The 26,493-nt window shown below is 44.7% G+C and carries 27 protein-coding genes and 1 pseudogene; 5 read left to right on the plus strand and 23 right to left on the minus strand.

Annotated elements, in window-relative coordinates:
* Positions 1–58: 58 nt before the first annotated feature.
* Positions 59–3,406 carry a DNA polymerase III subunit alpha gene (dnaE, locus tag LWH95_RS06980; RefSeq protein ID WP_232919214.1) on the minus strand — a complete coding sequence of 1,116 codons (3,348 nt, stop codon included), beginning with the start codon at positions 3,404–3,406 and terminating at the stop codon, positions 59–61.
* A gap of 140 nt (positions 3,407–3,546) precedes the next feature.
* On the opposite strand from dnaE, the gene ytrH reads away from it, so the two are divergent.
* The 3 genes from ytrH to LWH95_RS06995 all read left to right on the plus strand — a co-directional run bounded on the left by ytrH (position 3,547) and on the right by LWH95_RS06995 (position 4,683).
* Positions 3,547–3,888: a sporulation membrane protein YtrH gene (gene ytrH / locus LWH95_RS06985; RefSeq protein ID WP_003223537.1), complete on the plus strand. Its 342-nt coding sequence runs from the start codon at positions 3,547–3,549 to the stop codon at positions 3,886–3,888.
* Positions 3,885–4,388 (plus strand): sporulation membrane protein YtrI, encoded by a 504-nt coding sequence (gene ytrI / locus LWH95_RS06990; protein ID WP_003237800.1) that lies wholly within the window; start codon positions 3,885–3,887, stop codon positions 4,386–4,388. Before ytrH ends, ytrI begins: the two co-directional genes overlap by 4 nt.
* A 103-nt stretch (positions 4,389–4,491) precedes the next feature.
* Positions 4,492–4,683 (plus strand): hypothetical protein, encoded by a 192-nt coding sequence (locus LWH95_RS06995; protein ID WP_003223533.1) that lies wholly within the window; start codon positions 4,492–4,494, stop codon positions 4,681–4,683.
* 17 nt (positions 4,684–4,700) lie between these two features.
* On the opposite strand, the gene nrnA is transcribed toward LWH95_RS06995, so the two are convergent.
* Positions 4,701–5,642: a bifunctional oligoribonuclease/PAP phosphatase NrnA gene (gene nrnA / locus LWH95_RS07000; protein ID WP_003237803.1), complete on the minus strand. Its 942-nt coding sequence runs from the start codon at positions 5,640–5,642 to the stop codon at positions 4,701–4,703.
* A gap of 130 nt (positions 5,643–5,772) precedes the next feature.
* Here nrnA and LWH95_RS07005 point away from each other — a divergent pair, with 130 nt between their 5' ends.
* Positions 5,773–6,075: a YtpI family protein gene (locus LWH95_RS07005; RefSeq protein WP_003237807.1), complete on the plus strand. Its 303-nt coding sequence runs from the start codon at positions 5,773–5,775 to the stop codon at positions 6,073–6,075.
* Positions 6,076–6,093: 18 nt separating this feature from the next.
* Here LWH95_RS07005 and LWH95_RS07010 read toward each other — a convergent pair whose 3' ends face one another.
* The 13 genes and pseudogenes from LWH95_RS07010 to snaA form a co-directional block, all read right to left on the minus strand.
* Positions 6,094–7,413: a CBS domain-containing protein gene (locus LWH95_RS07010; RefSeq protein WP_003237809.1), complete on the minus strand. Its 1,320-nt coding sequence runs from the start codon at positions 7,411–7,413 to the stop codon at positions 6,094–6,096.
* Positions 7,414–7,587: 174 nt separating this feature from the next.
* A complete protein-coding gene (locus LWH95_RS07015) occupies positions 7,588–8,490 on the minus strand; it encodes a sulfite exporter TauE/SafE family protein (RefSeq protein WP_232919215.1) in 903 nt (300 codons plus the stop codon).
* An 18-nt stretch (positions 8,491–8,508) separates the two neighbouring features.
* Positions 8,509–9,772, minus strand: a pseudogene (locus tag LWH95_RS07020) (M20 peptidase aminoacylase family protein).
* A 17-nt stretch (positions 9,773–9,789) separates the two neighbouring features.
* Positions 9,790–10,482, minus strand: a complete 693-nt coding sequence (locus tag LWH95_RS07025; protein ID WP_003237816.1) for a riboflavin kinase — start codon at positions 10,480–10,482, stop codon at positions 9,790–9,792.
* Positions 10,483–10,528: 46 nt separating this feature from the next.
* Positions 10,529–11,854, minus strand: coding sequence for an LLM class flavin-dependent oxidoreductase (locus tag LWH95_RS07030; protein ID WP_232919216.1), 1,326 nt, complete (start codon positions 11,852–11,854; stop codon positions 10,529–10,531).
* Entirely contained in the window at positions 11,851–12,132 is a 282-nt protein-coding gene (locus LWH95_RS07035; protein ID WP_003237820.1) for a glutaredoxin family protein, read from the minus strand. The genes LWH95_RS07030 and LWH95_RS07035 overlap by 4 nt, the downstream gene beginning before the upstream one ends.
* Positions 12,133–12,145: 13 nt before the next feature.
* Positions 12,146–13,150, minus strand: a complete 1,005-nt coding sequence (locus tag LWH95_RS07040) for an LLM class flavin-dependent oxidoreductase (protein ID WP_232919217.1) — start codon at positions 13,148–13,150, stop codon at positions 12,146–12,148.
* Positions 13,147–13,926, minus strand: coding sequence for a sulfur-containing amino-acid ABC transporter ATP-binding protein TcyN (gene tcyN, locus LWH95_RS07045; protein ID WP_232919218.1), 780 nt, complete (start codon positions 13,924–13,926; stop codon positions 13,147–13,149). Before tcyN ends, LWH95_RS07040 begins: the two co-directional genes overlap by 4 nt.
* On the minus strand, positions 13,923–14,630 hold the full coding sequence (locus LWH95_RS07050) for an amino acid ABC transporter permease (protein WP_225514037.1): 708 nt from the start codon (positions 14,628–14,630) through the stop codon (positions 13,923–13,925). The genes tcyN and LWH95_RS07050 overlap by 4 nt, the downstream gene beginning before the upstream one ends.
* 29 nt (positions 14,631–14,659) lie before the next feature.
* Entirely contained in the window at positions 14,660–15,379 is a 720-nt protein-coding gene (gene tcyL, locus LWH95_RS07055) for a sulfur-containing amino acid ABC transporter permease TcyL (RefSeq protein ID WP_060399272.1), read from the minus strand.
* A 21-nt stretch (positions 15,380–15,400) separates the two neighbouring features.
* Entirely contained in the window at positions 15,401–16,213 is an 813-nt protein-coding gene (locus tag LWH95_RS07060) for an amino acid ABC transporter substrate-binding protein (protein ID WP_232919219.1), read from the minus strand.
* Between the two features lie 13 nt (positions 16,214–16,226).
* Positions 16,227–17,036, minus strand: a complete 810-nt coding sequence (gene tcyJ / locus LWH95_RS07065) for a sulfur-containing amino acid ABC transporter substrate-binding protein TcyJ (RefSeq protein ID WP_148982154.1) — start codon at positions 17,034–17,036, stop codon at positions 16,227–16,229.
* 13 nt (positions 17,037–17,049) lie between these two features.
* On the minus strand, positions 17,050–17,586 hold the full coding sequence (gene snaA / locus LWH95_RS07070; RefSeq protein ID WP_148982155.1) for an N-acetyltransferase SnaA: 537 nt from the start codon (positions 17,584–17,586) through the stop codon (positions 17,050–17,052).
* Positions 17,587–17,738: 152 nt separating this feature from the next.
* Here snaA and LWH95_RS07075 point away from each other — a divergent pair, with 152 nt between their 5' ends.
* Positions 17,739–18,665, plus strand: a complete 927-nt coding sequence (locus LWH95_RS07075) for a LysR family transcriptional regulator (RefSeq protein ID WP_003237833.1) — start codon at positions 17,739–17,741, stop codon at positions 18,663–18,665.
* A 67-nt stretch (positions 18,666–18,732) separates the two neighbouring features.
* Here LWH95_RS07075 and LWH95_RS07080 read toward each other — a convergent pair whose 3' ends face one another.
* The 8 genes from LWH95_RS07080 to LWH95_RS07110 all read right to left on the minus strand — a co-directional run bounded on the left by LWH95_RS07080 (position 18,733) and on the right by LWH95_RS07110 (position 26,446).
* Positions 18,733–19,416, minus strand: a complete 684-nt coding sequence (locus tag LWH95_RS07080) for a metal-dependent hydrolase (RefSeq protein WP_003237834.1) — start codon at positions 19,414–19,416, stop codon at positions 18,733–18,735.
* Positions 19,417–19,477: 61 nt separating this feature from the next.
* Entirely contained in the window at positions 19,478–20,245 is a 768-nt protein-coding gene (locus LWH95_RS07085) for an SDR family oxidoreductase (protein WP_148982156.1), read from the minus strand.
* Positions 20,246–20,370: 125 nt separating this feature from the next.
* On the minus strand, positions 20,371–20,502 hold the full coding sequence (locus LWH95_RS21600; protein WP_003237840.1) for a hypothetical protein: 132 nt from the start codon (positions 20,500–20,502) through the stop codon (positions 20,371–20,373).
* A 64-nt stretch (positions 20,503–20,566) separates the two neighbouring features.
* Positions 20,567–21,952 carry an argininosuccinate lyase gene (argH, locus tag LWH95_RS07090; protein ID WP_232919220.1) on the minus strand — a complete coding sequence of 462 codons (1,386 nt, stop codon included), beginning with the start codon at positions 21,950–21,952 and terminating at the stop codon, positions 20,567–20,569.
* Entirely contained in the window at positions 21,949–23,160 is a 1,212-nt protein-coding gene (locus LWH95_RS07095; protein WP_003229357.1) for an argininosuccinate synthase, read from the minus strand. The genes argH and LWH95_RS07095 overlap by 4 nt, the downstream gene beginning before the upstream one ends.
* A gap of 168 nt (positions 23,161–23,328) precedes the next feature.
* Positions 23,329–23,841 carry a MogA/MoaB family molybdenum cofactor biosynthesis protein gene (locus LWH95_RS07100; RefSeq protein ID WP_232919221.1) on the minus strand — a complete coding sequence of 171 codons (513 nt, stop codon included), beginning with the start codon at positions 23,839–23,841 and terminating at the stop codon, positions 23,329–23,331.
* 84 nt (positions 23,842–23,925) lie between these two features.
* The gene (locus tag LWH95_RS07105) at positions 23,926–25,113 is read right to left on the minus strand and encodes an acetate kinase (RefSeq protein ID WP_003223511.1); all 1,188 of its coding nucleotides are present in this window, start codon (positions 25,111–25,113) and stop codon (positions 23,926–23,928) included.
* 346 nt (positions 25,114–25,459) lie between these two features.
* A complete protein-coding gene (locus tag LWH95_RS07110) occupies positions 25,460–26,446 on the minus strand; it encodes a class I SAM-dependent methyltransferase (RefSeq protein WP_232919222.1) in 987 nt (328 codons plus the stop codon).
* Positions 26,447–26,493 lie beyond the last annotated feature (47 nt).

Below are 26,493 nucleotides of genomic sequence, written 5' to 3' on the forward strand. Positions count from 1 at the left end.
TCTGATTATTTAAACAGGATCACATAATTGCTCCAATTGTATAACAAAAAGTAAATCGTTACCACTGTTTTAAAACGACGTTTTGGTGACCCAACAGCTCTTTTAAGCGATATAACACCTGGTGATCCGCATCGATATGAAACGACTCAGGAAGCTTAATCGTCTGTTTTTGCCTTTCATAATAGAGATAAACGCCTGTTTCCCCTTTATGCTCCAGCAAAATGCGCTTAATTTTTGCCAGGATTTCCTGACTGTGTTGACTGCTTTCTATCTTTATATAAACCGATGGCGCTTTTTCTGCATCCATATTTTCTAACAATTCTGCCCGGGACATAATGAACTGGACCTTGTCCTGTCTTATTTCACATTTGCCCGCTGTGAACAAAAGAGCGCCTTCTCTTAAAACGGGAGAAAGCTGTCTGAATTGTTCTGGGAAGACAACAGCTTCCATTTCGCCGGTTTCATCACTTAGCGTTAAAAACGCCATGTTTTGACCTGTTTTCGTCCGAATCGTTTTGATCTTCGACAGCAGGACTCCGAGAGAAAGCTGCCTTTTGACTGCCTGCTGGGCCTCCAGAATGGATGCTGCTCCGTGCGCAGCCAGCTGTTTACGGAAGGCAGAGAGCGGATGATTTGAAAAATAAATGCCAAGCGTTTCTTTTTCGAACGCAAGCAAATCTACAAGCGGTAGCTCCTCCGTCTCCACATACTTCGGCTTAATCGAAAACGATTCATCTAAAAACAATCCCATTTGGTCATCGTCCGCGGCAAATAGCTCAACATGTTCCAAAGCAACGTCAATAGATGCGAGCAGAGTGGCCCGGTTTTGGCCGAATTCGTCCATCGCACCAGAAAAGATAAGTGCTTCAAGCGTTTTGCGATTTACGCTTTTTGACGGCACGCGAAAGCAGAAATCGAAAAGATCTTCAAATGGTTTCTCTTTTCTTGCTTTATATATATCTTTGACTGCTGAGACGCCTACACTTTTTATCGCGCGGAGGCTGTATCTGACAGATCCGTCTTCAACTATAAACGGAAAACTGCTTTTGTTCACTGACGGAGGAAGGATACGAATCCCGCTCCCCTTTGCTTCGTAAAGATATTGAGATATTTTATCCTCATTGCCAATGACGCTTGTCAGCAATCCGCACATAAAATATAACGGATAATGAGCTTTCAAATACGCAAGCTGGCACCCGATCATGCTGTATGCCACCGCATGGCTTCGGTTAAAGCCGTAGTTTGCGAATTTGACGATTAAATCGTAGACTTCATTTGCAGTGTCTACAGAATACTCCTTTTTTAAGCACCCTTCAACAAAATGGCTTCGCTCTTTGTCCAAGATTTCTTTTTTCTTTTTGCTGACCGCCCGTCTCAGCAGGTCTGCTTCGCCTAAAGAAAACCCTGCCATCCGGGAAGCAATCATCATAATTTGTTCCTGATACACAATGACGCCATATGTATCTTCCAAGATGCTCCTTACATCTTCATGGGGATATTGAACAGGCGCCCGGCCGTGTTTACGGTCGATAAATAACGGAATATTTTCCATCGGACCAGGCCGGTACAGCGCATTGACCGCCACGATATCCTCGAGGCCTGAAGGTTTAAGCCGCTTCAGGACGCTTCTCATCCCCGACGATTCAAGCTGGAAAATCCCTGTCGTATCCCCTTTTGACAGCAAGGAGAACGTTTTGTCATCCTGGTAGGAAATATTTGAAAGATCTATTTTGATGTTTTCTTCTTTTTCGATCATTGAAGTGATGGACTCGATAAGCGTCAGGTTGCGTAAGCCTAAGAAATCCATTTTTAAAAGACCCAAGTCTTCAAGATGGTCCATCGCGTATTGCGTCAAATATATCCCTTCATGCCCTTCCTGAAGCGGAACAACATCCGTTAACGGTTCTTCACTCAGGACAACACCTGCTGCGTGGGTTGAGGTATGCCTTGGCAGCCCTTCTATTTTTCGGGCAATTGTATAGACTTGCTGAAGCAGGCTTGACTCCCGAAGCCTCTTATCCAGCTGCGGCGATTGCTGTCTCGCTTCCTCCAGCGTCATGCCCGGCCTTGAAGGGATGAGTTTTGCAAGCTGATCTGCTTCCTTAGGGCTGACGCCGAATACTCTGCCGACGTCCCGGAGTGCCGCTTTTGCCGCAAGTGTTCCAAAAGTGATAATCTGTGCGACGTGCATTGCACCGTATTTCTGCTGAACATATTGGATGACTTCATCCCTTCTTGTATCCGGAAAGTCAATATCAATATCCGGCATGCTGATCCGTTCGGGGTTTAAAAATCGTTCAAACAGCAGGTGATGTTTAATCGGGTCAACATCTGTAATATACAGCACATAAGCCACAAGAGAGCCTGCCGCAGATCCCCTTCCCGGTCCTGTAACGATTCCTTTTTCATGGGCGTGTTTCATAAAATCCCATACGATCAGAAAGTAATCGCTGAACTTCATCCGCTTGATGACATCAAGCTCATATTGAAGACGGCGAAGATATCGTTCATCAGGCGTGCCAAATCGGCTGCGGAGTCCTGCCATACAGATGTCCGTTAAATAATCATCAGCGGACGTTCCGTCTGGAGTCGGGAAAGATGGGAGTCGGGTCTGTCCGAGGCTGACGTCAACCCGGCATTGTTCCGCGATCTCAACAGAAGCTTGCAGTGCTTCGGGATGCTCTCGATAAATGTTTTGCATTTCTTCGAGTGGCTTCAAATCGAGATCAGGCAGATCTCCGGCTGGTTCATCCGTCAGTTTCTCCCCTGCTTTAATCGCTTTCAGACAGCGGTAGGCAGCCTTATCTTCTTTCCTTATGTAATGCACATCGCCAGTCGCTGTAACAGGGATACCCGTTTCTTCAGACAGCCGCAGTATCTGGTCAGACAAGGTTTTATTCCCTTTAAAAGGCTGATAGGAGAAATAGAAAGCTCCCTTTCCGAATATGGATTGAAATTCAAGCGCGGCTTGAGCGGCCTGTTCAAACAGCCCTCCTTCAAGAAGCATTTCAATATATCCTTTTTCGCCGGGCGTCATCGCGATAATGCCTTCACGATAACTGTTAAGCCATTTCGGCTTTAGCCCGCCTTTTGATTTCGATTGCAGGACGCTGCTGATTTTCAGCAGGTTTTGATAGCCTGTATTTGATTTGGCCAGCAGGACGAGCGGATAGGCTTCAAGCTCGTTATCATCAGTAAAAACAGAGGCCGTCAAACCGATTATCGGGTTGATTCCCCTCGCCTTGCATGCTTTATAAAATTGAATAGCTCCGTACATGACATGATCATCTGTCAGCGCCAAAGACGCATATCCGAGCCTGTCAGCTTCTTTGACGAGCTCTTCCACGGACGCGGCGCTGTTTAGCAGGCTGTACCCGCTATGCACTTGCAGGTGAACAAAAGACATGCTATCACCTCTTTCTCCATTACGATCCATTTCTTTCTTCATTATAAGGCGGGTTTTCAAAAGAAACAAATGTTCTTTTTTGACTCATCATCATACTTGTCCTGAAAGCTCAATATGATATAAAAGGTGAGGTGATAAAGATGGATCAGGAAGCAGGATTTATGGTGAATTTTATCAATAGCTACTTCATTGCGTTAGGGGTGCTGATCGGGGGCGCACTCATCGGAGGACTCGGAGCATATTTGGCAGGCGAAGCCCCGCTTACGGCCATTACAAAGCTTGCAAACCGGTTAAAAATATGGGCGCTTGTCGCAGCTATCGGGGGCACCTTTGATGCGGTATACAGCTTTGAACGGGGCATTCTTGAAGGCAATACGAGAGATATCTTTAAACAGCTTCTTTTGATTATCTCGGCCATGGGCGGCGCGCAAAGCGGCTGGCTTATTATTTCATGGCTGACCCAGGAGCATCTTTCTTCATGAGGGTCCCACAGCATTACAAAAAACCGGGGTGGCAGCGTTTTTTCGCGGGCATGATGTGCGGAGCCGTAATCAGCTGGTTCTTTTTCCTGTTTACTTACGGAACATTCCAAGAGGAGCAGGTCAGCCTCATCGAAAAACAAAAAGAGCACGTAAAAGATTTAAACAATCAAATTTCGATCTATCAGGAAGACCTCCATAAACTGAATGAAGACAATAAAAGAAAACTGTTGATCCAAAGCGTCAGCGTCAAATTAGTGAATGGGGAAAAATATAAAATATCGCAGCCGGAAGAAACAAAATTCGAGGAGCATGTAAAGGATAATATTTCAGAGGTAATTACAAAAGACATAGAGAGCGTCTATCAAACAAAGGATCTTTTGAAACGGACAATCGAAAATAAAGTCTATATGATTAATGAAAAAAAATACGAGGCAACCGTCAAGGAATTAATTATTTATACAAGACTGACAGTAGAACTTGAAATATCATTCGCCGCGTAATTATGGATTTTTTTCAAATTCTCCAAACTTCTGTCGCTTTTTCCCATTCTTTTTTATAAACTATATGTGAGAGGCTTAATGGCGAAAGGAAGGAGGAAGGGAAATGGAGGTTTACAGTGACCGTCAGTTAGCAAAAGATCAAGCAGCCCGGCTCAGACAAGGTTTTTCTGCATATGCCGAAACACACTCACTCGCTTCCCTCATCAAAAAAGAACTTCAATCTCACAATCTCCAAGTCTACGAGGACCTTACTGATTTCGGCTGCTGGTTCATCCCCGTCACAGATGAACACTAAGAGAGAGGGTTTCCCCTCTACTTGTGTTCTTTACATAATGTTTCCAGATCAGCCAAAATCCGATCAGCTTCATCCCAGCTGTAAATAGAGGCGCCTGAAGCAAACGGATGCCCTCCGCCGTTATATTTCCGGGCAAGTCCGTTAATGACAGGGCCCTTAGAACGGAATCTCACTCTGATTTGATCATCTTCTTCTACGAAAAACACCCAAGCGCGAATACCTGAGATATTTCCAAGCGTACCGACAAGCTGCGACGCTTCAGAAGCCGTTGTGCCGAACTTTTCAAGCGTATCCTTTTTGATGAAAACAGAAGCGGCGCCGTTTTCGGACAATGACACATTTTGAAAGATAAAGCCGTTAAGCTTCACCACATTCAGTTTTGTTTCATACAATTGATTAAACAACTCTGAGGAAGAGAATGGATACTGAATGAGCTCGCCTGCATATTTTAATGTTTTTTCCGTTGTATTCGGAAATAAGAAGCGTCCGGTATCTCCGACAATGCCGGCATAGATCAGCTCTGCCGCTTTCGTATTCAGCTTCCAGCCGTGCTCTTTTCCTTCTAAATACAGCTCGTAAATCATTTCACTTACTGAGCTTGCGCTTGTATCGACCCAGAGAAGGTCACCGTATGGATCTTCGTTCGGATGATGGTCGATTTTCATCAGTTTGGCGCCTGAAGGATAACGCTGATCATCGATTCTTTCCTGATTTGCCGTATCGCAGACAATGACAAGTGCGCCTTCATATGTTTCATTGTCCACCTCATCGAGGGAATATAAGAAAGAGAGGGACGGTTCAGGCGTGCCGACCGCAAAAATATTTTTTTCAGGGTACGTTTCCCGCAGGATTTCCGTAAGTCCGCACTGTGATCCGTAGGCATCCGGATCAGGACGCACATGTCTATGTAAGATAATCGTGTCATATAATGATATGGTTCTGATCAGTTCTGTTTTCATTTGATACTCCTTTATTGTTTTTATTCATTAAATCACATTCTCTGCCGACGGAAAAGAAAAATAACGTCAAAACCAAGCCCGTTTTTGTATAGAATGGGTTTGTAAACTTTTACGATGGAGGATTTCATTTATGCTGGTTCTTGTTTTTTTGATTGGGCTTTCAGCCTGCTTTTATGTGTTCTATAAAGTAAAAGGCGTACGGTCAAAGCAATCTTTGGAAAAAGAAATCTGTTCAGCAAAATCAAGCATGGCCTTAGGGTCACTGGTCCTGTTCTACGGGCTTAACCAAATGATATTATTCCATTCAGTATTAACGTTAGTAATCGGCGGTATCTTTATCGTCATAGGAGCAGGAAGCGCTTGGGCAGGTTATAAAGCCTACAGGCATTACTATCCCCTTCACGCCAAAGAAGCTGAAAGAGATCACGCGTAAGGGGCGCCTGAACGTCCCTTAGCTTCTTTCCATCAGCTGAACCATCAGCATCGCTTTCGACACGATATGGCCTTGGCTGTGCACTTCAACTTCCATTTTTCCGAACTTTCTGCCGGCCTCCAAAATGCGCGGTTTGACTTCGATAACCGATTCCATCTGCACAGGCTTCAAAAAGAAAATGGTGATGCTTTCTATTACAAGTTCGCCGCGTTTTTTCGAGCGCAAAAACCGGTTTGCCGCTTGCGTCAAAATGGTTGTAAACACACCATAAGAAATGGTTCCGAGCTGATTTGTCATCTGCGGCGTGACTTCATACTCGTAAACCGTTTGATCCTCTTTATCATTATCCTCATCTTTAAATCCCCTTGAAACGATATCATCAAGCTTCTCCCCGACCTGGGGCTGCTTTTGAATCATTTGAAGGGCTTTTAACACGTCTTGGCGGCTGATCATGCCGATCAGTTTTTGGTGGCCGTCAGTGACGGGAAGCACTTCGATCCCTTCCCATACCATCGTTTGCGCCGCTGAGGCGACAGATGTTTTCCCAATAACCGTAACGGGATTTTTGGTCATGACCTTTTCGATGGGTGCGTTTCGGTCATGGCCGGCAATATCTTTTGATGTCAGGATGCCGTGGATTTTCATCTGATCGTCGACAACAGGGAACCGGCCGTGTCCCGTTTCAAAATTTTTCTCATACCACTTTTCAAGTTTATCCTTAGGCGAAAGATATACCGTACGGTCAGCAGGCGTTAGGATGTCCTCCACCAGGACAATTTCTTTTTTGATCAGCTGGTCATAAATCGCCCGGTTAATCATTGCGGCGACTGTAAACGTGTCATAGCTCGTGGATAAAATCGGCAGCTCAAGCTCATCTGCCAGCTGCACAATGCTGTCATCCGTGTTGAAGCCCCCGGTCACCAATACAGCCGCGCCCGCCTCAAGCGCCTGTCTGTGTGCGTTGATTCTGTTTCCGACAATCAAAAGATTCCCCGCTGCGGTGTAACGCATCATTGCGTCCAGCTCCATCGCGCCGATGACGAATTTATTCAATGTCTTATGGAGTCCGGCCCGGCCTCCGAGCACTTGTCCGTCTATGACATTTACAACCTCTGCATAGGTAAGCTTTTCAATATTCTCTTTTTTCTTTTGCTCAATCCTGATTGTGCCCACACGTTCAATTGTGCTGACAAACCCTTTATTCTCTGCTTCCTTGATCGCTCTGTACGCGGTCCCTTCACTTACTTTCATTTCCTTTGCAATTCTTCGCACAGAAATTTTTTCACCGACAGGCAGTGAATCAATATACGTTAATATTTGTTCATGCTTCGTTGCCAAGCCTTTCACCTCTAAGGACAGTCTTCTGCTTTTATTATAAGGGCTCGGAGGATTTGTACGCAATGAGGCTGGAAAATAAAAAAAGAAGCCTGCCCGGCTTCTTACAGCGTTGGTTTCGTTCCAGTCAAGCGCAAGGACCTCGTGATTCCTTTTACATTATAAGGCGGAAAATCTTTATTTTTCTTTTAAATGGACATCAACCGCTGTCTTAACCCTATTTCGATTCCCTATTTTAGATAAAACGAATAAAACAGCAAACAGCCATATTGCTCCTATCACCGTATAGATCAATGGATAAACAGCTGTGTTTTCGATCCATTCATTTATCAATGTTCTGGCGTTTACTAGAATAATAAATCCTCCTACAAGCACACCCATCAATTGCGGATGAAATTTTTGCACCAGCCATGCTGCGATAGGAGCAGCGATGATTCCGCCCGCCATTAACGAGCCGACCCATAACCAATTGACATCCTCCCATCCTAATGAAATAAGAAAACCGGCAGTTGCAGATACTGCGATGGCAAATTCACTTGTATCTACAGTCCCTACGACTTTCCTCGGGCTTAAGCCTTTACGGGATAATAGAATCGGAGTGGTGACGGGGCCCCAGCCGCCCCCGCCTGTGGCATCTGCAAAACCGGCGATCACTCCTAATGGGATGGATTGTTTTCGGCTTAACGGCACATGTTTTTTCTCAAGAGCAGGCTTGTATTGAAATAAAAATCTGATCAATACATATCCGCCCAGCAGGAGCAAAAACAAAGAAATATAGGGTTTCGCCACATCTCCAGGTAAACGGCTGAGAAATGCCGCGCCTAAAAAAGCGCCTATTGAACCAGGAATGACAAGCTGATAAACGGTTTGTTTGTCAACATTGCCAAATTTAATATGCGACACTCCCGATGCGGCAGTCGTTACGACTTCCGCTAAATGGACAGAAGCCGAAGCCACAGCAGGTGTGATGCTGAAAGCCAATAGCAAGGAAGTTGAGGTAACCCCATAAGCCATACCTAACGAACCGTCTATTAATTGCGATAACAAGCCTATAAATGCAAAAACGATTAATTTCTTCATCAGAACACCCCATCTATCTCAATCAGATATTTTTGACTCTTCATTCCTGCATGGATGAATCTAATAATCTCTTAGCACTTTCATATAAAAAATAAGAGGCTTTTATAATGGCAGTTTCATCAATTGTAAATGCCGGGTGATGCCAATCATGATCGCCGCCTGTTCCAAAAAACGCAAATGATCCGGGAATATGCTCCAGATAGTAAGCAAAATCTTCTCCGGCAGTTGACGGGTCGGGATCAATGACCTGAAGTCTTGCTTTATGTGCAGCGTCTCGCACCAGCTCAGTTATTGCCTCATCATTACAAAGCGGCGGCGGTCCGGATTGCCACTTCACATTTGCCTTTAACGAGAAAGCAGAAGAAATCTGCTCTGCGACAGCCAAAAAACGCTGCTTCACTTGATTACGAACCTCCGGATCAAATGTACGAACAGTGCCCTCGATTGCAACAGTATCCGGGATGACATTCCATGTACTGCCGCCGTTGATTTTCCCCACGGTGACAATCGCGTTTTTTAGCGGGTTTATATTTCTGCTTACAATCGTTTGCAGGGAGACGATAAGCTGAGAGGCGCCGACAATGGGATCAAAACCTTTATGCGGCAATGCTGCATGAGCGCCTTTTCCTTGTATCTCTACTTTAAATCGGTCAACAGCAGCCATAAGCGGCCCTGTTTTTAGCCCTATCGTCCCCACTGGTATATCCGGTTTATTGTGAAGGCCAATCACTGCATCAATACCATCCAACTGGCCGTCCTCTATCACTTTTGCAGCGCCGGCGCCTGATTCCTCTGCCGGCTGAAATAATAAACGAATCTTTCCTTTTAGGCTGTCTCGATTTTCCTTTAATAAAAAGGCCGCACCAAGAAGCGCTGCCGTATGAAAATCATGACCGCACGCATGCATGATTCCTTTATGTTTAGACGCATAAGGCAATCCTGTTTTTTCTTCGATTGGCAAGGCGTCAATATCAGCCCTCAAAGCAATTGACGGGCCTTCTGATTCCCCTGCTATGTCTGCGAATACACCTGTTTTCAGTGAAGTTGGACGAATTTGTATCCCCTTTTCTGCAAGGCATGTTTTTATAAAATCAGTTGTTTTAAACTCTTCTTTCGACAGTTCAGGATATTGGTACAGGTGCCGGCGAATGCCGATGAGCTGTTTTTCCAGCGTTGAGAGATTCACGGGATTATGCCCCTCTTTCAACTTGAGCATGTCATTTTCATTTTCTGCCCGAAATGGATATGTGCCTTCTATATTTCTCCAATAATCCAAGGACATGTTTCCCGCTCCTTTCCCTATCCCAATATATTTTCTTCAGTTTCTTCAATATAAGCAGCAACAAAGCGGCTCAACTTGTCAGCAAGACCGCCCGCCCCAAATTTTATATACTTACTGGAAACTTTTTGATCGCCTTCTTTCAAATAGCTTAAAAAAGATAAAATATAGATACGCCTGTAAGCAACTTGTGTAATTCCGTACTCAAAAAACCAATTGTCTATGACATTGTAAACGCCTCGGTTGATGCCATATAGATTGTTACATTTCTTGTAAAAGCAGAGATCCGGAAGATTCAATTCCTGATGGAAAAGCAGGTTTTCTTTTTTGTTTTGTGTTGTAATCCCAATCAGTTCAAAGCGTTTTGCCGCGCATGAAATATCTTTTTTGATTTGCTTTTTTAAAGACTCCAAAGAATCAAACCTTCTTTCTTCTCTAATTTTAAAGAGAATACTGCATTCAACCATTTCTCCGTAGATGTCTTTATGAAAGTCAAACAAAAAAATCTCCAATGTCTTTTTAAGGTGAGAGCCGACCGTCGGTTTCACGCCGATATTCATAACCCCTAAATGAAATTGATGATTGACTGCCGCCAGAACCCCATAAACCCCATCATGCAGCCCATTCAGTTTCGCATCTACATTTGCCGTGGGGAATCCCAGCTTTCTGCCTAATTGTTTTCCTTTCACAACCGTACCCGCAATGATTGTCAAAAAAGTCATCCTCCTCTCTCAGCTTCCGCTTCTGATCAAACGGCACCTAATTTGATGAATGTAACACGGACTGATGCAGGGGAGTGCCGAGACCGAGATTTTCCCGCAATGTCCCGCCGCGATAATCTTGACGATAAAGCCCTCTTTCTTGAAGAATCGGAATTACCTTTTCTACAAAAGCATCAAGTGTTCCCGGTATATCCGACCCGATGATAAACCCATCAGCCGCCTCAGCGTTGAACCAGGCCTCAATTAAGGATGCGACATGCTTTGGTGTGCCGATGAATAGAGGCCGCGGAAAAGCCATTTCCTGTGCTACCTCCCGCAATGTCAGATTTCTGGCTTTTGCTTCTCTCTTAATCCGGTCCGTTGTGCTTTGAAACGCATTCTTTCCGACATCGCCAATATCGGGGAACGGTTCATCCAGCGGGTAAACACTCAGATCATAATCATCAAAAAAACGGGCCAAATAGGTAACAGCATTTTCAATCGGAATCAACTCTGCAAATTCACGATACTTCTTTTCTGCCTCTTCTTCCGTATCTGCCACAATCGGACTGATTCCCGGAAAAATCCGCACACTGGAAGGATCACGCCCTTCTGCAGCAGCGCGCCTTTTCACATCCGCATAAAACGCTTTTGTCTCTTCTAATGAATTGGAATGGGTAAAAATCGCATCTGCATTTTTGGCGGCAAACTGACGGCCTGTTTCTGATGAACCCGCTTGAAACACTACAGGCTCCCCCTGTTTAGAACGCCCGATATTCAAGGGCCCCTCTACTTGAAAATACTTTCCTTTGTGATTCAGGCGATGAAGCTTCGCCGGATCAAAAAATCGCCCTGTTTTTTTATTGTGTGTAAATGCATCATGCTCCCAGGAATTCCACAGCCCGCGCACAACATCCAAATGCTCCTGTGCAATCTCGTAACGCTCGGTGTGTTCTGGCAGGCTGGTCTTACTATGGTTGCGTGCCGCTCCTTCCTGCGGAGAAGTAACCAGATTCCATCCGGCCCTGCCCCCGCTGATATGGTCCAGCGACATCAATTGTCTGGAGATGGTGAATGGCTCAGTAAAAGATGTAGAGAACGTTCCTACTAAACCAATATTTTTCGTGACCGATGCAAGCGCCGATAATATGGTGATGGGCTCAAATCGGTTTAAAAAATGGGGAATTGATTTTTCAGAAATAAATAAGCCATCTGCAATGAAAATAAAACTGAACAAGCCTTTTTCGGCTGTTTGCGCCTTTTGCCTGTAGAATTCAATATTCGTACTCGCCGAGGGATCGATATCGGGATGACGCCAGCCGTCGGTTGTTCCCCCGACACCGTGAATCATGGCTCCAAACTGAATAAAATCAGATCGTGTCATCTTCTTGCCTCCTTTATCTGTGCATAATTGGCAAGTGCAAGCTCAAGGTGTTCAATGCCGATTTCAGTTACCCCTTGATAATGATTGCCGTTACCGATTTCGACCACAGGCACATGGCGTATCCCATATTTCGCCTGTAAAATATCCCGCAGCTCTTCTTTCTCCGAAACATCGATATTTTGGAATGATAATCCTTTTTCATTCAAATAATTCTTGACTTCCCCGCAATATGAACAGCCTTTTTTACTCCAAACCACAATGTTCACAACATCACTCATGCTTCCGTCCCCCTTAACGTTTTGCAGTTAAAACCGCATCGCTCAGCAGCTGATAAGACAGCTGTTTTTCGCCAGCATTTTTGATCGGTGTAAAAATAACAAAATCATTGATGTCGTATGTGTCTGATAAACGGTTTAATTCTTCTGCCGCTTCTTCCTTCGTTCCGGCAATCACCCCGGTTTTTTGCACGAGGATCTCATACGGCTGGCTGACGTTTTCTAGATAGGCTTCAGCATGTTCACGGGTGCCGACGTTGACCCTCCGCCCGTCTTGTAAAACCACTTTTATCGATTCACGCGACACAATATGTTTTTCAGCTTCTTCTTTTGTATGTGCCGCAAAAACAGCGGGAGCAAGATGAAATTCGGCCTCAGAGCCTGGCGGCAGATGTGCGTCAAAGGCTCGGCGTGCTTCTTTCAGCGCTTCCTCTTCACCGTTAATAAAGTAAGCAAAGACGAAAGAGATTCCCATTTTTGCAGCTGAAATGGCACTCTCTGCGCTTCCTCCCAGCAGATAAATTCCAGGCTGCTGTTCAACCCGCGGAGCAGGACGCAATGCCGCATAGCGGTGGCTATCAGGAAAATCATCCCGAATGAAATGAGTAAGCTCCTCCAGCTTTTCATCAAACTGGCGCGCCGGTTTTTCATATTCATCCTGCAGCGCGTCTGTGGACAGCTGAAACCCGCCGGGCGCTTTGCCCACTCCGAGATCTATACGGCCGGGAGCTAACGCCGACAGAAGATGGAACTGCTCCGCCACTTTGTAAGGGCTGTAATGCTGCAGCATCATCCCGCCTGATGCTAACCGAATTTTCTTTGTGCTTGCGGCAAGATAGCCTAAAAGAACCTCAGGCGCAGAGCCTGCGATTTCATCATTGTTGTGATGTTCAGCCACCCAAAAACGATGATACCCACACTCTTCAGCCATCTGTGCCAAGTTCACTGTATGCTGTAATGTATCGGCTGCTGTCTCCCCTTCACCAATCAAGCTTTGATCTAAAATACTTAAGCGGATCATATTACCGGCTCCTTTATGTGTTCTTTTGGTTCAAATAAATATTCCGGCGAAACGCGGCGGAGAAACTGTCTCGTTCTTTCTTTTTTGGTATGGCGGAAGACTTCTTCCGGAGTTCCTTGTTCAACAATGACTCCATCATCCATAAAAACAACTTGATCAGAGACCCTTCTTGCAAACTCCATTTCATGTGTAACAACAATCATGGTGGCTCCGGTTTTCACGATATCCAGCATCACTTCAAGGACTTCACCGACCAGCTCCGGGTCAAGCGCAGCCGTCGGCTCATCGAACAGCAGCACATCCGGATGAATGGCAAGTGCCCTCGCTATCCCGACCCTCTGTTTTTGTCCACCCGATAATTGACTCGGATAAGCGTTCAATTTGTCTTGAAGCCCGACCTTTCTCAGTTCATTTTCAGCTATGGCATACGCGTCTTGTTTTCTCATTTTCCGTGCGATCGTCAAGCCCTCCATGACATTTTCAATCACCGTTTTGTGAGCAAACAGATGATATTGCTGAAATACCATTGCCGTCTGTTTTCTCAGCCAGTGAATGTCTTTTTTGGACGGATAGCTGCAATTAATCACTTTGTCGTGTAAAGAAATGACCCCTTCGTCCGGCCGTTCTAATAAATTCAGGCAGCGTAAAAAGGTGGTTTTCCCTGAACCGCTAGGACCTATAATGGTTACAACTTCTCCCTTGCGTACAGTGAGATTTATCCCTTTTAATACATGGTGAATGCCAAACTGTTTATGGATATTTTTAACCTCAATCATAAAGCGCCTCCTTGAAATCTGGCTGCCTTTCTCTCTAATACTCCATTTGCGGTTTCCAAGATTAGAGTCAGCGCCCAATAGATAATCGCCGCTCCGATAAAAGCTTCTAAAAATGCATAATTATCAGAAGCAACGATAGTCGCCGTCCCTGTTATCTCAGGAACAGCCACTATAGCCGCGATAGAGGTTGTATGCAAAAAGCCGATGCCCAAATTTGTGAAGTTCGGGATTGAAACCATCAGCGCCTGCGGCAATATCACACGGCGAAAGGTTTGGCTATGTGTCAGACCGATTGAATAAGCTGCTTCGACCTGTCCGGTATCCATCGCCAGAATGCCCGACCGGATGATTTCTGTCAGATAAGCTCCGGCAGTTAAAGACAAAGCCATGATGACAAACACGGCGACCGGTATCTGATTGGCGGACCAGCCAAGATGAAAAAAACTGCTGACTTGATCTACAATCGGCGGTATCCCTAAATAAATCAGCATAATGTGAAGGATTGCAGGTGTACTTCGAAAAAATGACACATAAAACCTTGAGCAAGCCATCAAACCTTTAATCCTGAAAATTCTAATAATTATATTTCCAAGAGCCACGAGAAATCCAAACACGATCGGCAAAACAGCCATTATCAATGTCAGCGGAATGGTCTTTATCATTTCTTTCATGGCGGAAGCGATAAATGGAAAGTCAAATTGCAATCTTCTCCCTCCTCATCCCAAGAAATATGTCAATGTATGTTCATGTCAAAAACGGTAACAAGCCTTGTTTGATTCTTCTTGATTCGGTTTTCGGCCAATCTAAAGAACCATTCGAATAAAACCGCAACGGCATAATAAACAATCGATAGCGCAATGTAAACTTCAAGAGAATGATTGCTTGAGGTGATCAGGGTTTGGCCTCTTCCGGACATATCCATGACACCTATTGAAAAAGCAAGAGACGTATCTTTTAAAGAACTGATCACCATGTTTCCCATATTCGGAAAAGCCTGCACAAGTGCCTGGGGCAGAACGATGCGCCTGAAGGCCTGCCTTCCGCTCAGGCCAATGCTGTACGCCGCTTCCGTTTGGCCTTTATCTACACTCCCCACGCCCGCTCGAATGATTTCAGCGGCTGCCGCTGCATTGCTTAACGCATAAGTTGCGACAGCAGCATAAAACGGGTCCATTTTTGATGTATCAATCCCGATTAGCCCCGTCAGCGCCGGGATTCCATAAAACACGATGAAAAGCTGCACCATAATGGGCGTTCCCCTGAAAAATGAGATATACACTTTTGCCAATTGATTTACAATAGGAGTGTTGTAAATGCGGGGTAGCGCCAGAAAAAGCCCCAATACAAATCCGAAAAGCAATGACAGTGTTAAAATGTATAATGTAACCGGCAAATAACCGGTTAACGTCGGCACAAAATCTGCAATCATGTTGATATCAAAGGCTTTTTCCATCACTGCTCCCTCTCTTTTTACTTAATACTGCTCCTTGGAATAATCGTCTCCAAGCCATTTCAAACTGAGTTTTTTCAGCGTTCCGTCATCAATGATTTCCTGTAAGGCTTTATCAATATCGTCACTTAACGTTTGTTCATTTTTGTTAAACATAAAATACACTTTGGCATTCGAAAGCACATCACCGACGGTTTTTTCTTTAATAGCGCTCGTTTTGTTTTGAAAATCTACTGCAAAAGGCGTTGAAATGGTCGCGTCCGCACGCCCTGATTTCAGCTGATTCGCGGTCTCATTCGCGCCTTGCCCCTCATAGGCAATCTTAAATGGGCGTCCATTTTCCTCATTCCATTCCTTCAGTACAAGCGCTCCGTTGGAGGTTGCGCTCGTAATCACCCGTTTTCCTTTTAAATCTTCAATCCCTTGAATCGTATTGTTATCTTGCAGCACGGTAATTTTTAAAGGAAAATGATTGTAGGCTACCTTGTTAAACAGAAATTTTTTCTCACGCTCTTTGCTTTTCTCCATTTGGTGTGCCACGATATCGACTTTATGCTGTCCGAGGCTGACAAGCAGGTTGGAAAATTCCATCGTTTTAAACGTGAATTTATAATTTGGCAGGCGTTTATCAAGCTCTTTGATCAGTTCGACATCATAACCGGTTAAATCGCCTTTTTCATCGATAAAGCAAATATTCGGAAATTGAGTTCCGGTTCCGACCGTGATTGTCTTTATCTTCTTTTGCTCAGCTCCCGTCGTTTGATTGTCTGTGCCGCAAGCCGACAGAACCGTAATAAGTGAAAATAATATTGTTATAAATGCTGCTTTTGTTCTCATCTCATCGCCCCATTTATTTTTCAAAACTTGATTTTGAATAATCTGCACCGAGCCATTTCCGGCTTAGTTTTTTTAACGTTCCGTTTTTCTCCAGCTTTTTAATCGCTTGATCCGTGGCATCCGCCAAGGTTTGGCTGCCTTTATTGAACATAAAGTACACCTCGGTATCTAATAACACGTCACCGACTGTCTTTTGGCGGAAGGCGTGCGTTTTATTCTGAAAATCAACGGCAAACGGTGTTGATATCGTTGCGTCGGCGCGCCCGGTTTCAATTTGATTGGCGGTGTCATTGCTTCCCTGTCCTGCGTATTTCAAATGAATCGGGCTGCCGTGCGTTTTGTTGTACTTCGTTATATAATCGGCCGCATTTGACGTGGCACCGACAATGACTGTTTTTCCGTGTAAGTCTTTTAATGTATGAATCTTGTTATTATCCTCTCTCACCGTGATGTACATCGGCGAGTAGTTATACGGCACTTTATGATATAAAAAACGCTTTTCTCGTTCTTTATTTTTGGCCATGTTGTGCGCGATCACATCAATTTTTTTATTTCCGAGGCTCGTCAGCAGATTTGAGAAATCCATCGTTTTAAATTCAAATGTATATTGCGGTAATTCCTTATCGATGGCTTTCATCACTTCAATGTCATACCCGGTCAAATCGCCTTTTTCATTTAAAAACGCAATATTCGGAAAATCTGTTCCAGTACCGACTATGACTGTTTGAACCTGACGATCTGTTTTATTATTTGTTTCCGAGCCGCACCCGCCAAGTAACGCAACCACCGACAGCAGCAAAACCAATCCCATTCGCTTATTCATAGGCTGCCTCACATTATGCCCAGCTTGGCGCACCTAAAAGCGCCGGGTTAAATCGTTCCGGAATCAAAACTTTATGCATCATCACACCTATGTCCCCGTCTTTTTCCTGCTCAAAGTACACTTCATACCCTCTCCTTCTGTACATGTCGGCAAGCCAAGGATGCTTGCGCGCCGAAGTGCCTAGCGTCAGCGCAGGCGCCTTCAGCATATCTCGAAGCACTTTTTCTTCTACGTACGTCAGCAGCTCGCTTCCGGCGCCCTGCCCTTTATATTCCGGAAGCGTCGCAAACCACCAAACAAACGGATATTTTGAAGGAGGGGTCTCACTCTCCCATGGAAACCTGATGGTAATTGTTGAAATTAGCTTCCCATCCCGCTCCAGCACGACCGCTGAATGATTTTCGATATTCTCTGACACCATATGGATGTCAGCTCTCGTGGAAGGCCAATCAATATCAAGCTGCCGAATTGGATGAAAAGCGCTGTTAACCAATTTCAACAACTCCGGTGCATCTTCAACAGTTGCCAATCGAAAAATATCCTTACTCATTTCCGGCACTCCCCCTCATAAAATATACAATTCCTATTTGTTTACTAAGCTTTTATTGTTTATACTATAAATCATACTTTTATCTTTGACTAATCAAAAAAAGTAAACCTTCACTTCAGTAATTTTGATGATGAAAAACAGGAGGGAGCACATTGGAGTTTCGCTCAATTAAAACGTTTCATACGATTGTAAAATTCGGAAGCTTCTATAAAGCTGCGGAAATACTAAACTACTCGCAGCCGACGATATCGATGCGTATGAAGCAATTAGAGCAGGATTTAGGCGTACAGTTGTTTGAAAGAGGAAAAAACCTGCAGCTGACAAAAGCGGGGAAACTTTTTTATGAACGAACAGGAGATCTTTTGACTCAATACGAGGCGCTTAAACACAACCTCTCCGACTTAAAGGAAGAAGAGGCAGGCATCATCAACATAGGAGTTTCAGAGCCGACTGCCAGTCTGATATTCCCTGACATTTTAAAGGATTTCTTAAAGGATTACCCAAAGATAACGGTTAATATCAACGTTGATGACGCCAATACCTGCAGTCAAAAGCTCTTAGACGGGACGATTGATTTTGCAGTCTGCGGCGAGCCGGAATTGATTCTCGAAAACTACTATCACCCATTTTTTTATGACACATTAAATGTGCTTGTATCTGATCGCCATCCGCTCGCTGAGAAGAAGGCTGTTCATTTATCTGATTTAGAAGGAGAGTGCTTTATATTTACGCCTGCCAATTGCCCTATTCGTATACAAATTGAACAACACTTACATAGAGAACTCGGCAATCGTTACAGAAAAATGGAGCTCACAAGCAGCATGGCGCATAAATATTACGTGCGGGAAAACATTGGGATTTCAATCTTCACCAGCACTGCACATTCTAAAACGCTTAACGGCACTAAAGTCATCCCCATTCTGAATATGGATATTGCACCTCCTATAGGGCTGTTAACAAATCGAAAAGAAAATCATTTTGACTGCGCCACGAAGGACTTGATTGCCCGGCTGACCAAACGTTTTCATCAGCGCAGCAAAGAATTGGAAGGAAACTCTGATAAAGCCATTACAGGATAACAAGCTGCCACCTGTTTCTCAAAAAATAAAAAACATCTCCTGAACAATCAGGAGATGTTATCACCGTTTAAAGCTCGATCGTCTCACCGACCGCCATGACTTTACCGACTCCGCCCGGCAGGCTGTCAGCGAATGCCTCAGGGTCTTGTTCGATAACCGGGAATGTATTGTAATGAACCGGCACGACCTGTTTTGCCCGCAGCCATTCAGCGGCAAGCTTGGCATCTTCAGGCCCCATCGTAAAGTTATCGCCAATCGGCAGGAAGGCAAGGTCAATATGATTCAATTCGCCAATCAGCTTCATATCAGAGAAAAGAGCCGTATCGCCCGCGTGGAAAATCGTTTTATCTTCTACTGTCAGCAAAATACCGGCTGGCATGCCTGTGTATGTGATCGTTTTGTTTTCTTCATCTGTAATGGCTGATCCGTGAAAGGCCTGTGTGAGCTTCACTTTTCCAAAATCGAACTGGCGGGAGCCGCCGATGTGCATTGGATGAACATTCAAGCCTTTCCAGCCTAAGTACACGGCGAGCTCGTTCGGAGCTACAACCAGCGCGTTGTTTTGCTTGGCGATTTGCTCAGTGTCGCCGACATGATCATTGTGGCCGTGCGTCAATAAGATGACGTCTGCTTTTACATCCTCCGGCTTTACATCTGTTAACGAATTCCCTGTCAAAAACGGATCAAATATAATATGATGGTCCTTGGTTTCCACTGTGATTACAGAATGTCCGTGATATGTCACTTTCATTTCTTTCACCTCGTCACGTTATTTTAATTTTTTAATTTCCCTTTTCAAAAAGCTGAAAAACTTATGTTGTTTGATTCTTATTAATGACATTGAGGCCTCCGGTGGCTTCAATGACAGTCCCTGTCACAAGGTCTGAATTCTCTTCACACAAGAAGGCGATAATCCGGGCGATATCCTCGCCTGTACCGGATCTCCCTATCGGCGTTTTTTCTTTGCCGATCCGCTTTCTGGCTTCCTCTATTGACGCTTCCTTCATGTCCCCGACAATGTCCCCCGGGCAAACCATGTTGGCGGTTATGCCGAATTCGGCTTCTTCAATGGCAATGGTCTTCGTCAAAGAAGCCAAACCCACTTTCGCAGCGCCAAATGCCGATCGGTGAAGCCAGCCGGGTGCGTGCGCCGCTCCTTGAAATCCGTACGTGATGATGCGTCCGAATTGCTGTTTTCTCATAATAGGAATAACCGCTTTGAATAAATGAAAGACGGCGCTTAAATTTCCTTCCAGCATACCGTACCATTCATCATCAGTATAATCGGCTAATTTTTTACGTTCAAATATGTATGGTCCCGCGTTGTTAATCAAAAAGTCGATCCTTCCGAAGCGGATTAAAGCAGTCTCTGCAATACGCAGCAGATCTTCTTTTTTGGTGACATCTCCTTTTACAAATTGCAGCCGGTCAAGACAATCAGGACAGGCTTCCTTCAGGCGGCTCACAGCCTCCTCATCCTGCCTGTAATTGACTGTTACTGAATACCCCTTTGCAAGCAACGTCTCAGTCACTTTGCGGCCTAAACCCTTCGAACCGGCAGTAATTAAAGCATGTCGCACATGAATACCTCCCAAAGCAACGTCGCCGCTTTCATAAAGTGTTTCTTCTTCTACTTTACTATAAAAGCCCATCAATATCACTTTTTACACTTTGACATACAAAAAAAGCTGCCTGTACAGACAGCTTATTCTGCAGAAGATGAAGACTCCTGATCAGGCATATCGACATAACCGCTTTGATATGCTTCTGAAATGAGCCTTGTTGTCTCCTGGCTTTCTTGTTCATCATAAATATAGCGTTCCGGTTCTTTTTTCATCCTTCTGCCTCCCATCATTATAGAGGTAGGTTGGCTATAATGACGGGATTTTATGAAGGAAATTTTAGCAAACTCCTGCTGCCACGCAAGCTTTCGCTTTTTCAAGCGCCTGCTCCACCTGTTTGAATCCGGTGCCTCCGGCGCTCATTCTTTTTTCAACTGCGTGGTAAGGGTCTAACACAGTGTAAATATCTTCTTCGAAGAGCGTACTCGCCTGCTGAAAATCACCAAACGGCATATCGCTTAAATAGATCCCTTTTTCAATGCATGTGTACACAAGTTTTCCGACCACTTCATGCGCTTCTCTGAACGGCATTCCTTTTTTCGCTAAATAATCGGCCAATTCCGTCGCATTTGAAAAGTCTTGTTTTGTCGCTTGCTTCATGACGTCTTTGTTTACAGTCATTGTTTGGATCATGCCTGTGAAGATTTGCAGGCTGCCCTCAACCGTTTTCACCGTGTCAAACATGCCCTCTTTGTCTTCCTGCAGGTCTTTGTTGTAAGCGAGCGGAAGACCTTTCATAATCGTAAACAGTCCCATCATATCGCCGTATACGCGTCCCGTTTTGCCGCGGATCAGTTCTGCCATATCAGGGTTTTTCTTTTGCGGCATCATGCTGCTTCCCGTTGCGTACGTATCGTCAAGCTCGATGAATTTAAACTCCTGAGAGCACCATAGAATGATTTCTTCAGAGAAACGGGATAGGTGCATCATCAGCATACTGCTGTTGCTTAAAAACTCCAAAATGAAATCTCTGTCGCTGACGCCGTCCAGGCTGTTTTCATATATGGAATCAAAACCGAGCAGTTCTGCTGAATAATCACGGTCGATTGGGAAGGTTGTTCCCGCGAGTGCTCCGCAGCCGAGCGGAGATTTGTTAATCCGCCTCATTGAATCCTGAAAACGCTCCTTGTCGCGCTCCAGCATCCAGAAATACGCAAGCAGATGGTGAGCGAATGAAATCGGCTGGGCACGCTGCAGATGTGTGTAGCCCGGCAGAATCGTTTCGATATTCGCTTCTGCCTTTTCGACCAGCGCGCTTTGGAATGCCTCAATCAGTTCAACGATGTGGCCGACATGATTTTTCAAATATAAATGCATGTCAGTCGCGACCTGGTCATTCCGGCTTCTTCCGGTATGCAGCTTGCCGCCGAGAGGGCCGATTTCATCAATGAGCATTTTCTCAATGTTCAAATGTATATCCTCATAATCGACTGAGAATTCCAATGCTCCCTCCTCTGCTTTTTTCAGAAGGGTTTTCAGTCCCTCACGGATTTTCAGCTCTTCTTCCGCTGTCAGGATACCGCATTTTTTCAGCATAGCAGCATGTGCGAGAGACCCTGTAATGTCTTCAGTGACTAAATTTTGGTCAAATGATATGGACGCGCCGAACTCGTCGACCCATTTTTCCGGTGTTTTTTGAAATCGGCCTCCCCAAAGCTTCTTCATGCTTTAATCTGCTCCTTCTTTTTCACGATGCTGTTCACTTTTGTCGGAAGTCCCCAAAGCTCGATAAACCCGATTGCCGCATGGTGATCAAACGCATCGTCTTTTGTATACGTTGCAAGTTTTTCATCATATAGAGAGTATTCTGATTTACGTCCCTCTACAATCGCATGGCCTTTAAACAGCTTCACGCGGACAATGCCTGTAACATGTTTTTGCGTTTCTTTTAAGAAAGCGTGCAGCGCGTCTTTTAACGGTGAGAACCATAAGCCGTTGTAAATGATTTCTGACATTTTTTGCTCGATGATCGGTTTAAAGTGGGCTACCTCTTTAACCAGTGTCAAATCTTCTAATTCTTTATGCGCTTTGATTAGTGTCATCGCACCAGGGCATTCGTATACTTCCCGGGATTTAATGCCGACAAGGCGGTTTTCCACATGGTCGATACGTCCGACACCGTGTGCGCCTGCCATTTCATTCAGCTTCAAAATCAGTTCAGAAAGCGAGTAGGATACGCCGTCAATGGAGACAGGCACACCTTGTTCAAATGCAATTTCAATCACTTCCGGCGTGTCCGGCGTTTTTTCCAGCGGAGCTGTTAAATCGTATGCGCCTTCTGGCGGCGCCGCCCATGGATCTTCTAAAATGCCGCACTCATTTGCGCGTCCCCACAGGTTTTGATCGATAGAATACGGGCTGTCAAGATTGATCGGAATCGGAATGCCGCGGCTTGCCGCATATTCAATTTCTTCTTCACGTGACCACTGCCATTCGCGAACCGGCGCGATGACTTCAAGGTCAGGGTTTAATGATTTAATGGAGACCTCGAAACGAACCTGGTCATTTCCTTTCCCTGTGCATCCGTGTGCAATCGCCTGTGCATCTTCTTTTTCCGCGATTTCAACCAGTTTTTTTGCAATCAGCGGTCGAGATAATGCCGAAACGAGCGGATATTTTCCTTCATACATCGTGTGGGCCTGCAGAGAGATAAGCGCGTAGTCCTGTGCGAATTCTTCTTTCGCATCGATCACGTAGGAGTTTGTCGCGCCGACTTCCAGCGCTTTCTGCTGAACAAATGCCAAATCTTTGCCTTCACCGACGTCCAGGCAGCATGCGATTACATTATATCCTTGCTCCTGAAGCCATTTTATTGCAACGGAAGTATCAAGACCTCCTGAGTATGCTAATACGACTTTTTTCTGTTCTGACATGATAAAATCCCCTCTCAACCGTGTTTCTTTTTGTATAAAAATAAATTATATTTAATAAAAATACATTTTGTATGTATACACTTTAACAAGTACGTTTCGTTTTTTCAAGCCTTTTATAAAAAAAACTTCACCTAAATTTCCAGGTGAAGTTTCGTAGTATTTATTCATTTACTTGTCTTTTCTGATTTCTCTAATTACATGTGCAATTTCGGGAATAATCAGCTTATTCATTGCCAGCTTTACCGCGCCGCTTGAGCCTGGCGTTGAGAAAACAGCTGTATGCTGGATGACGCCAGCAGTGGCTCTCGACATGATTGCGGCAGAGCCGATATCCTCTGTATAACTCAGCATCCTGAATATTTCTCCAAAGCCGGGCAGCTCTTTCGAAAACAGCGGCGTAATAGCTTCAATTGTGACGTCCCGATTTGCTATGCCTGTCCCTCCGTTTAAGAGAACCGCGTCTGTCTGTTCATCCATGCAGCCTGCAAGCACAGCCCGCTGCAAAGCATCCTTATCGTCTTTTACAATTTCATATGCAGCAATGTGGTGACCGGCTTCTTCTAAAAACGACATCATCAGCTTGCCGCTTTTATCCGTTTCTTCTGTCCTCGTGTCACTGACTGTAATCACTTTGCACCGAACGATATCGGGAGCTTCCTGTTTATGCTCTTGAACGCTCATTGGCCCACCTCTTTTAATTTTTCTGTCTGTCACTATCATGCATCAACAAAAAAGCACATTCAAGAGAATGTGCTTTCATGCGATTTATTTTGCTAAACGGACAACGTCGCGCGCAATCATAACTTCTTCATCAGTCGGAATGATCATGACTTTTACTGGAGAATGCGGATAGCTGATGAAAGCTTCCTCGCCGCGCACGTTATTAAGCGCAGGATCCCAGTATACGCCCATGAATTCTAAGCCGCGAAGCACGCGTTCTCTGACTTCCACACTGTTTTCACCGATACCGGCAGTAAAGATGATCGCATCAACACCGCTCATTCTTGCAGCGTAAGAACCGATGTATTTGTGGATTCTGCTTGCGAAGACTTCAAGAGCAGTTTCCGCGCGCTCATTTCCTTCTTTCGTTGCTTCAACGATGTCACGAAGATCGCTTGAGAAACCGGAGATGCCGAGCAGTCCGCTTTTTTTGTTTAATGTATTCAGTACTTCGTCAGCTGTCTGGCCTGTTTTCTCCATGATGTATGGGATCAGGGCAGGGTCGATGTTTCCAGAGCGTGTACCCATTGCAACACCTGCAAGCGGCGTAAAGCCCATAGATGTATCAATTGATTTTCCGCCTTCAACAGCAGCAATACTTGCGCCGTTTCCAAGGTGGCAGGAAATCAGGCGTAAGTCTTTTAACGGACGGCCGAGAAGCTCTGCCGCGCGCTCAGTCACATATTTATGTGAAGTGCCGTGGAAGCCGTATTTACGGATGCCGAATTTTTCATAGTATTCATACGGCAGGCTGTACAGGTAAGACTGTTCAGGCATTGTTTGGTGGAATGCTGTATCAAAAACAGCAACCGCAGGAACATTTGGAAGCACTTCTTTGAACGCTTTAATTCCAACGATATTTGCCGGGTTGTGAAGCGGTGCCAATTCAGAAATATCTTCAATTTCCTTAATGGTTTCATCAGTCAATAAAACAGAATCGCTGAATTTTTCTCCGCCGTGCACGACGCGGTGGCCAATTCCGTCAATTTCATTCAAATCTTTAATAATGCCGAATTCCGTTAACTTATTCAGCAGCATTTTAACAGCTACCGCATGATCTGGAATATCAGTTACTTCTGTATTTTTTTCGCCGTTTACAGAAATCGTGAATACGCTGTCGGCGATACCAATTCGTTCAACTAAACCCTTCGTTAAAACGGTTTCTGAAGGCATTTCGAAAAGCTGAAATTTCAAAGACGAGCTTCCTGCGTTAATTGCAATAATTTTGGACATGATTGACGCTCCTTTATACTCTGTATCAACAACTTCGTTTTTTCGTACTTTTTCCCGGTGAATCTCATCATCTTCTCCGAAAAATATCTGACTTTTCCATTTAAACATTGTCATGTCGGCATTTCAAGTCAACTTGTGTATTGATAACGCTTACAAAGAGAAGTCGTTATTTTCAGACATATTACCTATAGATTTCTTATTGGCGAACGCTTACATTTTGCGGTTTACCCTTCTGTATTTTGTGTTTCAAAGACGGATTCAATTCGTCAGCCCGACGTCAAGTAGCCATAATAAAAACAGCCTAAGCATCCATCATATGACGGCTGCCTAAGCTGCTATTTAACATCTATTTTTCTTTTTTAAACCACGTATCCATTTGAGCCATTATATCAAGCATCGACTTCTGATTGGAGAAAGACGGAAGATTCGCAAGCAGAATTTGACTTGGCGCTTTCGTCTCCTCTCCTTTTTTCTGAAGCACAAGAATGCTTTTGGCATGAGCCTCGTCTTTAAAAATGGATTTTGGCAGCTGCAACAGCGCGTTAATATGAACCTTATCTTTGAAAAACTGTTTCAGCTTATCGCTTTGGGAGCTCTCAAACAACTGATTCGGGATCATAAAAAATAAGTAGCCGCCCGGTTTGGTATGCTTGACGCTCTGTTCAATAAACAGATGATGCGCGAAGGAATGGCCTTCGTCCGCTTTGAGCTCAAACGCTTCTGCTCCTTCGTCATTCGGATAATAGCCGACCGGCAGATCGCATATGACCGTGTCAACAGGATCGATAAACAGCGGCTCAAGGCTGTCCTGATGAAAAAGCTCAAGCTCTTTTTTCAGAAGGTTCGCTTGGGCATACGCAATCTTCAGCAGCACGTCATCAATTTCAATGCCATAGCTATTCGCCGTTTTTTCAGATAGCTGGTTCAGCACGGTAAACAGAAGATTTCCCGTTCCCACAGCCGGATCTAGAACCGTCAGTTCCTTTTTGTCCGCCATAAACTTATTCACCAAATAACTGATGAAAAGCCCGATCGTGTCCGGCGTCATTTGTCTGTTCGGATGGGAGATATCTTTCAGCCCTTTCAGGACAGCAAGCTGAAAAGCTTTGCGCACCCACTCGTGCTCATATGTGCCGAATTCCGCTTTTTCAAGCAGCGCCTGAAGCTGTTCGGTTTTCTTATCCGGCAGTTTCAGCTGATCCGCTTTTTCAAGAAAATACATTTCTCCCGCTTCAGCCAACGCCTCTATATATGAAATTTGCAATTCATTCTTTATGATGATCACGGCTTCGTCTAATAGCTCGTACACCGTGCCTACATAGTCTTTTTGCATCTTGTGTTCCTCCTTGCCATAAAAAAAGCTCCGGCGGCAGCCAGGAG

It is taken from the genome of Bacillus sp. G16 (assembly GCF_021282335.1).
Lineage (GTDB): Bacteria > Bacillota > Bacilli > Bacillales > Bacillaceae > Bacillus > Bacillus inaquosorum.

Bases quoted from the DNA above. Each gene is read 5' to 3' on its own strand.
- LWH95_RS07060 (WP_232919219.1), bottom strand. From the start codon at position 16,213: ATGAGAACAAAAGCAGCATTTATAACAATATTATTTTCACTTATTACG.
- LWH95_RS07040 (WP_232919217.1), bottom strand. From the start codon at position 13,150: ATGATCCGCTTAAGTATTTTAGATCAAAGCTTGATTGGTGAAGGGGAG.
- LWH95_RS07030 (WP_232919216.1), bottom strand. From the start codon at position 11,854: ATGACACGATCTGATTTTATTCAGTTTGGAGCCATGATTCACGGTGTC.
- LWH95_RS07095 (WP_003229357.1), bottom strand. From the start codon at position 23,160: ATGTCAGAACAGAAAAAAGTCGTATTAGCATACTCAGGAGGTCTTGAT.
- snaA (WP_148982155.1), bottom strand. From the start codon at position 17,586: ATGAGTAAGGATATTTTTCGATTGGCAACTGTTGAAGATGCACCGGAG.
- LWH95_RS06995 (WP_003223533.1), top strand. From the start codon at position 4,492: ATGGAGGTTTACAGTGACCGTCAGTTAGCAAAAGATCAAGCAGCCCGG.
- LWH95_RS07080 (WP_003237834.1), bottom strand. From the start codon at position 19,416: ATGAAAGTGACATATCACGGACATTCTGTAATCACAGTGGAAACCAAG.
- argH (WP_232919220.1), bottom strand. From the start codon at position 21,952: ATGAAGAAGCTTTGGGGAGGCCGATTTCAAAAAACACCGGAAAAATGG.
- nrnA (WP_003237803.1), bottom strand. From the start codon at position 5,642: ATGAAAACAGAACTGATCAGAACCATATCATTATATGACACGATTATC.
- tcyN (WP_232919218.1), bottom strand. From the start codon at position 13,926: ATGATTGAGGTTAAAAATATCCATAAACAGTTTGGCATTCACCATGTA.
- LWH95_RS07015 (WP_232919215.1), bottom strand. From the start codon at position 8,490: ATGAAGAAATTAATCGTTTTTGCATTTATAGGCTTGTTATCGCAATTA.
- LWH95_RS07105 (WP_003223511.1), bottom strand. From the start codon at position 25,113: ATGTCCAAAATTATTGCAATTAACGCAGGAAGCTCGTCTTTGAAATTT.
- ytrH (WP_003223537.1), top strand. From the start codon at position 3,547: ATGGATCAGGAAGCAGGATTTATGGTGAATTTTATCAATAGCTACTTC.
- LWH95_RS07035 (WP_003237820.1), bottom strand. From the start codon at position 12,132: ATGAGTGATGTTGTGAACATTGTGGTTTGGAGTAAAAAAGGCTGTTCA.
- ytrI (WP_003237800.1), top strand. From the start codon at position 3,885: ATGAGGGTCCCACAGCATTACAAAAAACCGGGGTGGCAGCGTTTTTTC.
- LWH95_RS07110 (WP_232919222.1), bottom strand. From the start codon at position 26,446: ATGCAAAAAGACTATGTAGGCACGGTGTACGAGCTATTAGACGAAGCC.
- LWH95_RS07005 (WP_003237807.1), top strand. From the start codon at position 5,773: ATGCTGGTTCTTGTTTTTTTGATTGGGCTTTCAGCCTGCTTTTATGTG.
- tcyL (WP_060399272.1), bottom strand. From the start codon at position 15,379: ATGGAAAAAGCCTTTGATATCAACATGATTGCAGATTTTGTGCCGACG.
- dnaE (WP_232919214.1), bottom strand. From the start codon at position 3,406: ATGTCTTTTGTTCACCTGCAAGTGCATAGCGGGTACAGCCTGCTAAAC.
- tcyJ (WP_148982154.1), bottom strand. From the start codon at position 17,036: ATGAATAAGCGAATGGGATTGGTTTTGCTGCTGTCGGTGGTTGCGTTA.
- LWH95_RS21600 (WP_003237840.1), bottom strand. From the start codon at position 20,502: ATGAAAAAAGAACCGGAACGCTATATTTATGATGAACAAGAAAGCCAG.
- LWH95_RS07100 (WP_232919221.1), bottom strand. From the start codon at position 23,841: ATGAGCGTTCAAGAGCATAAACAGGAAGCTCCCGATATCGTTCGGTGC.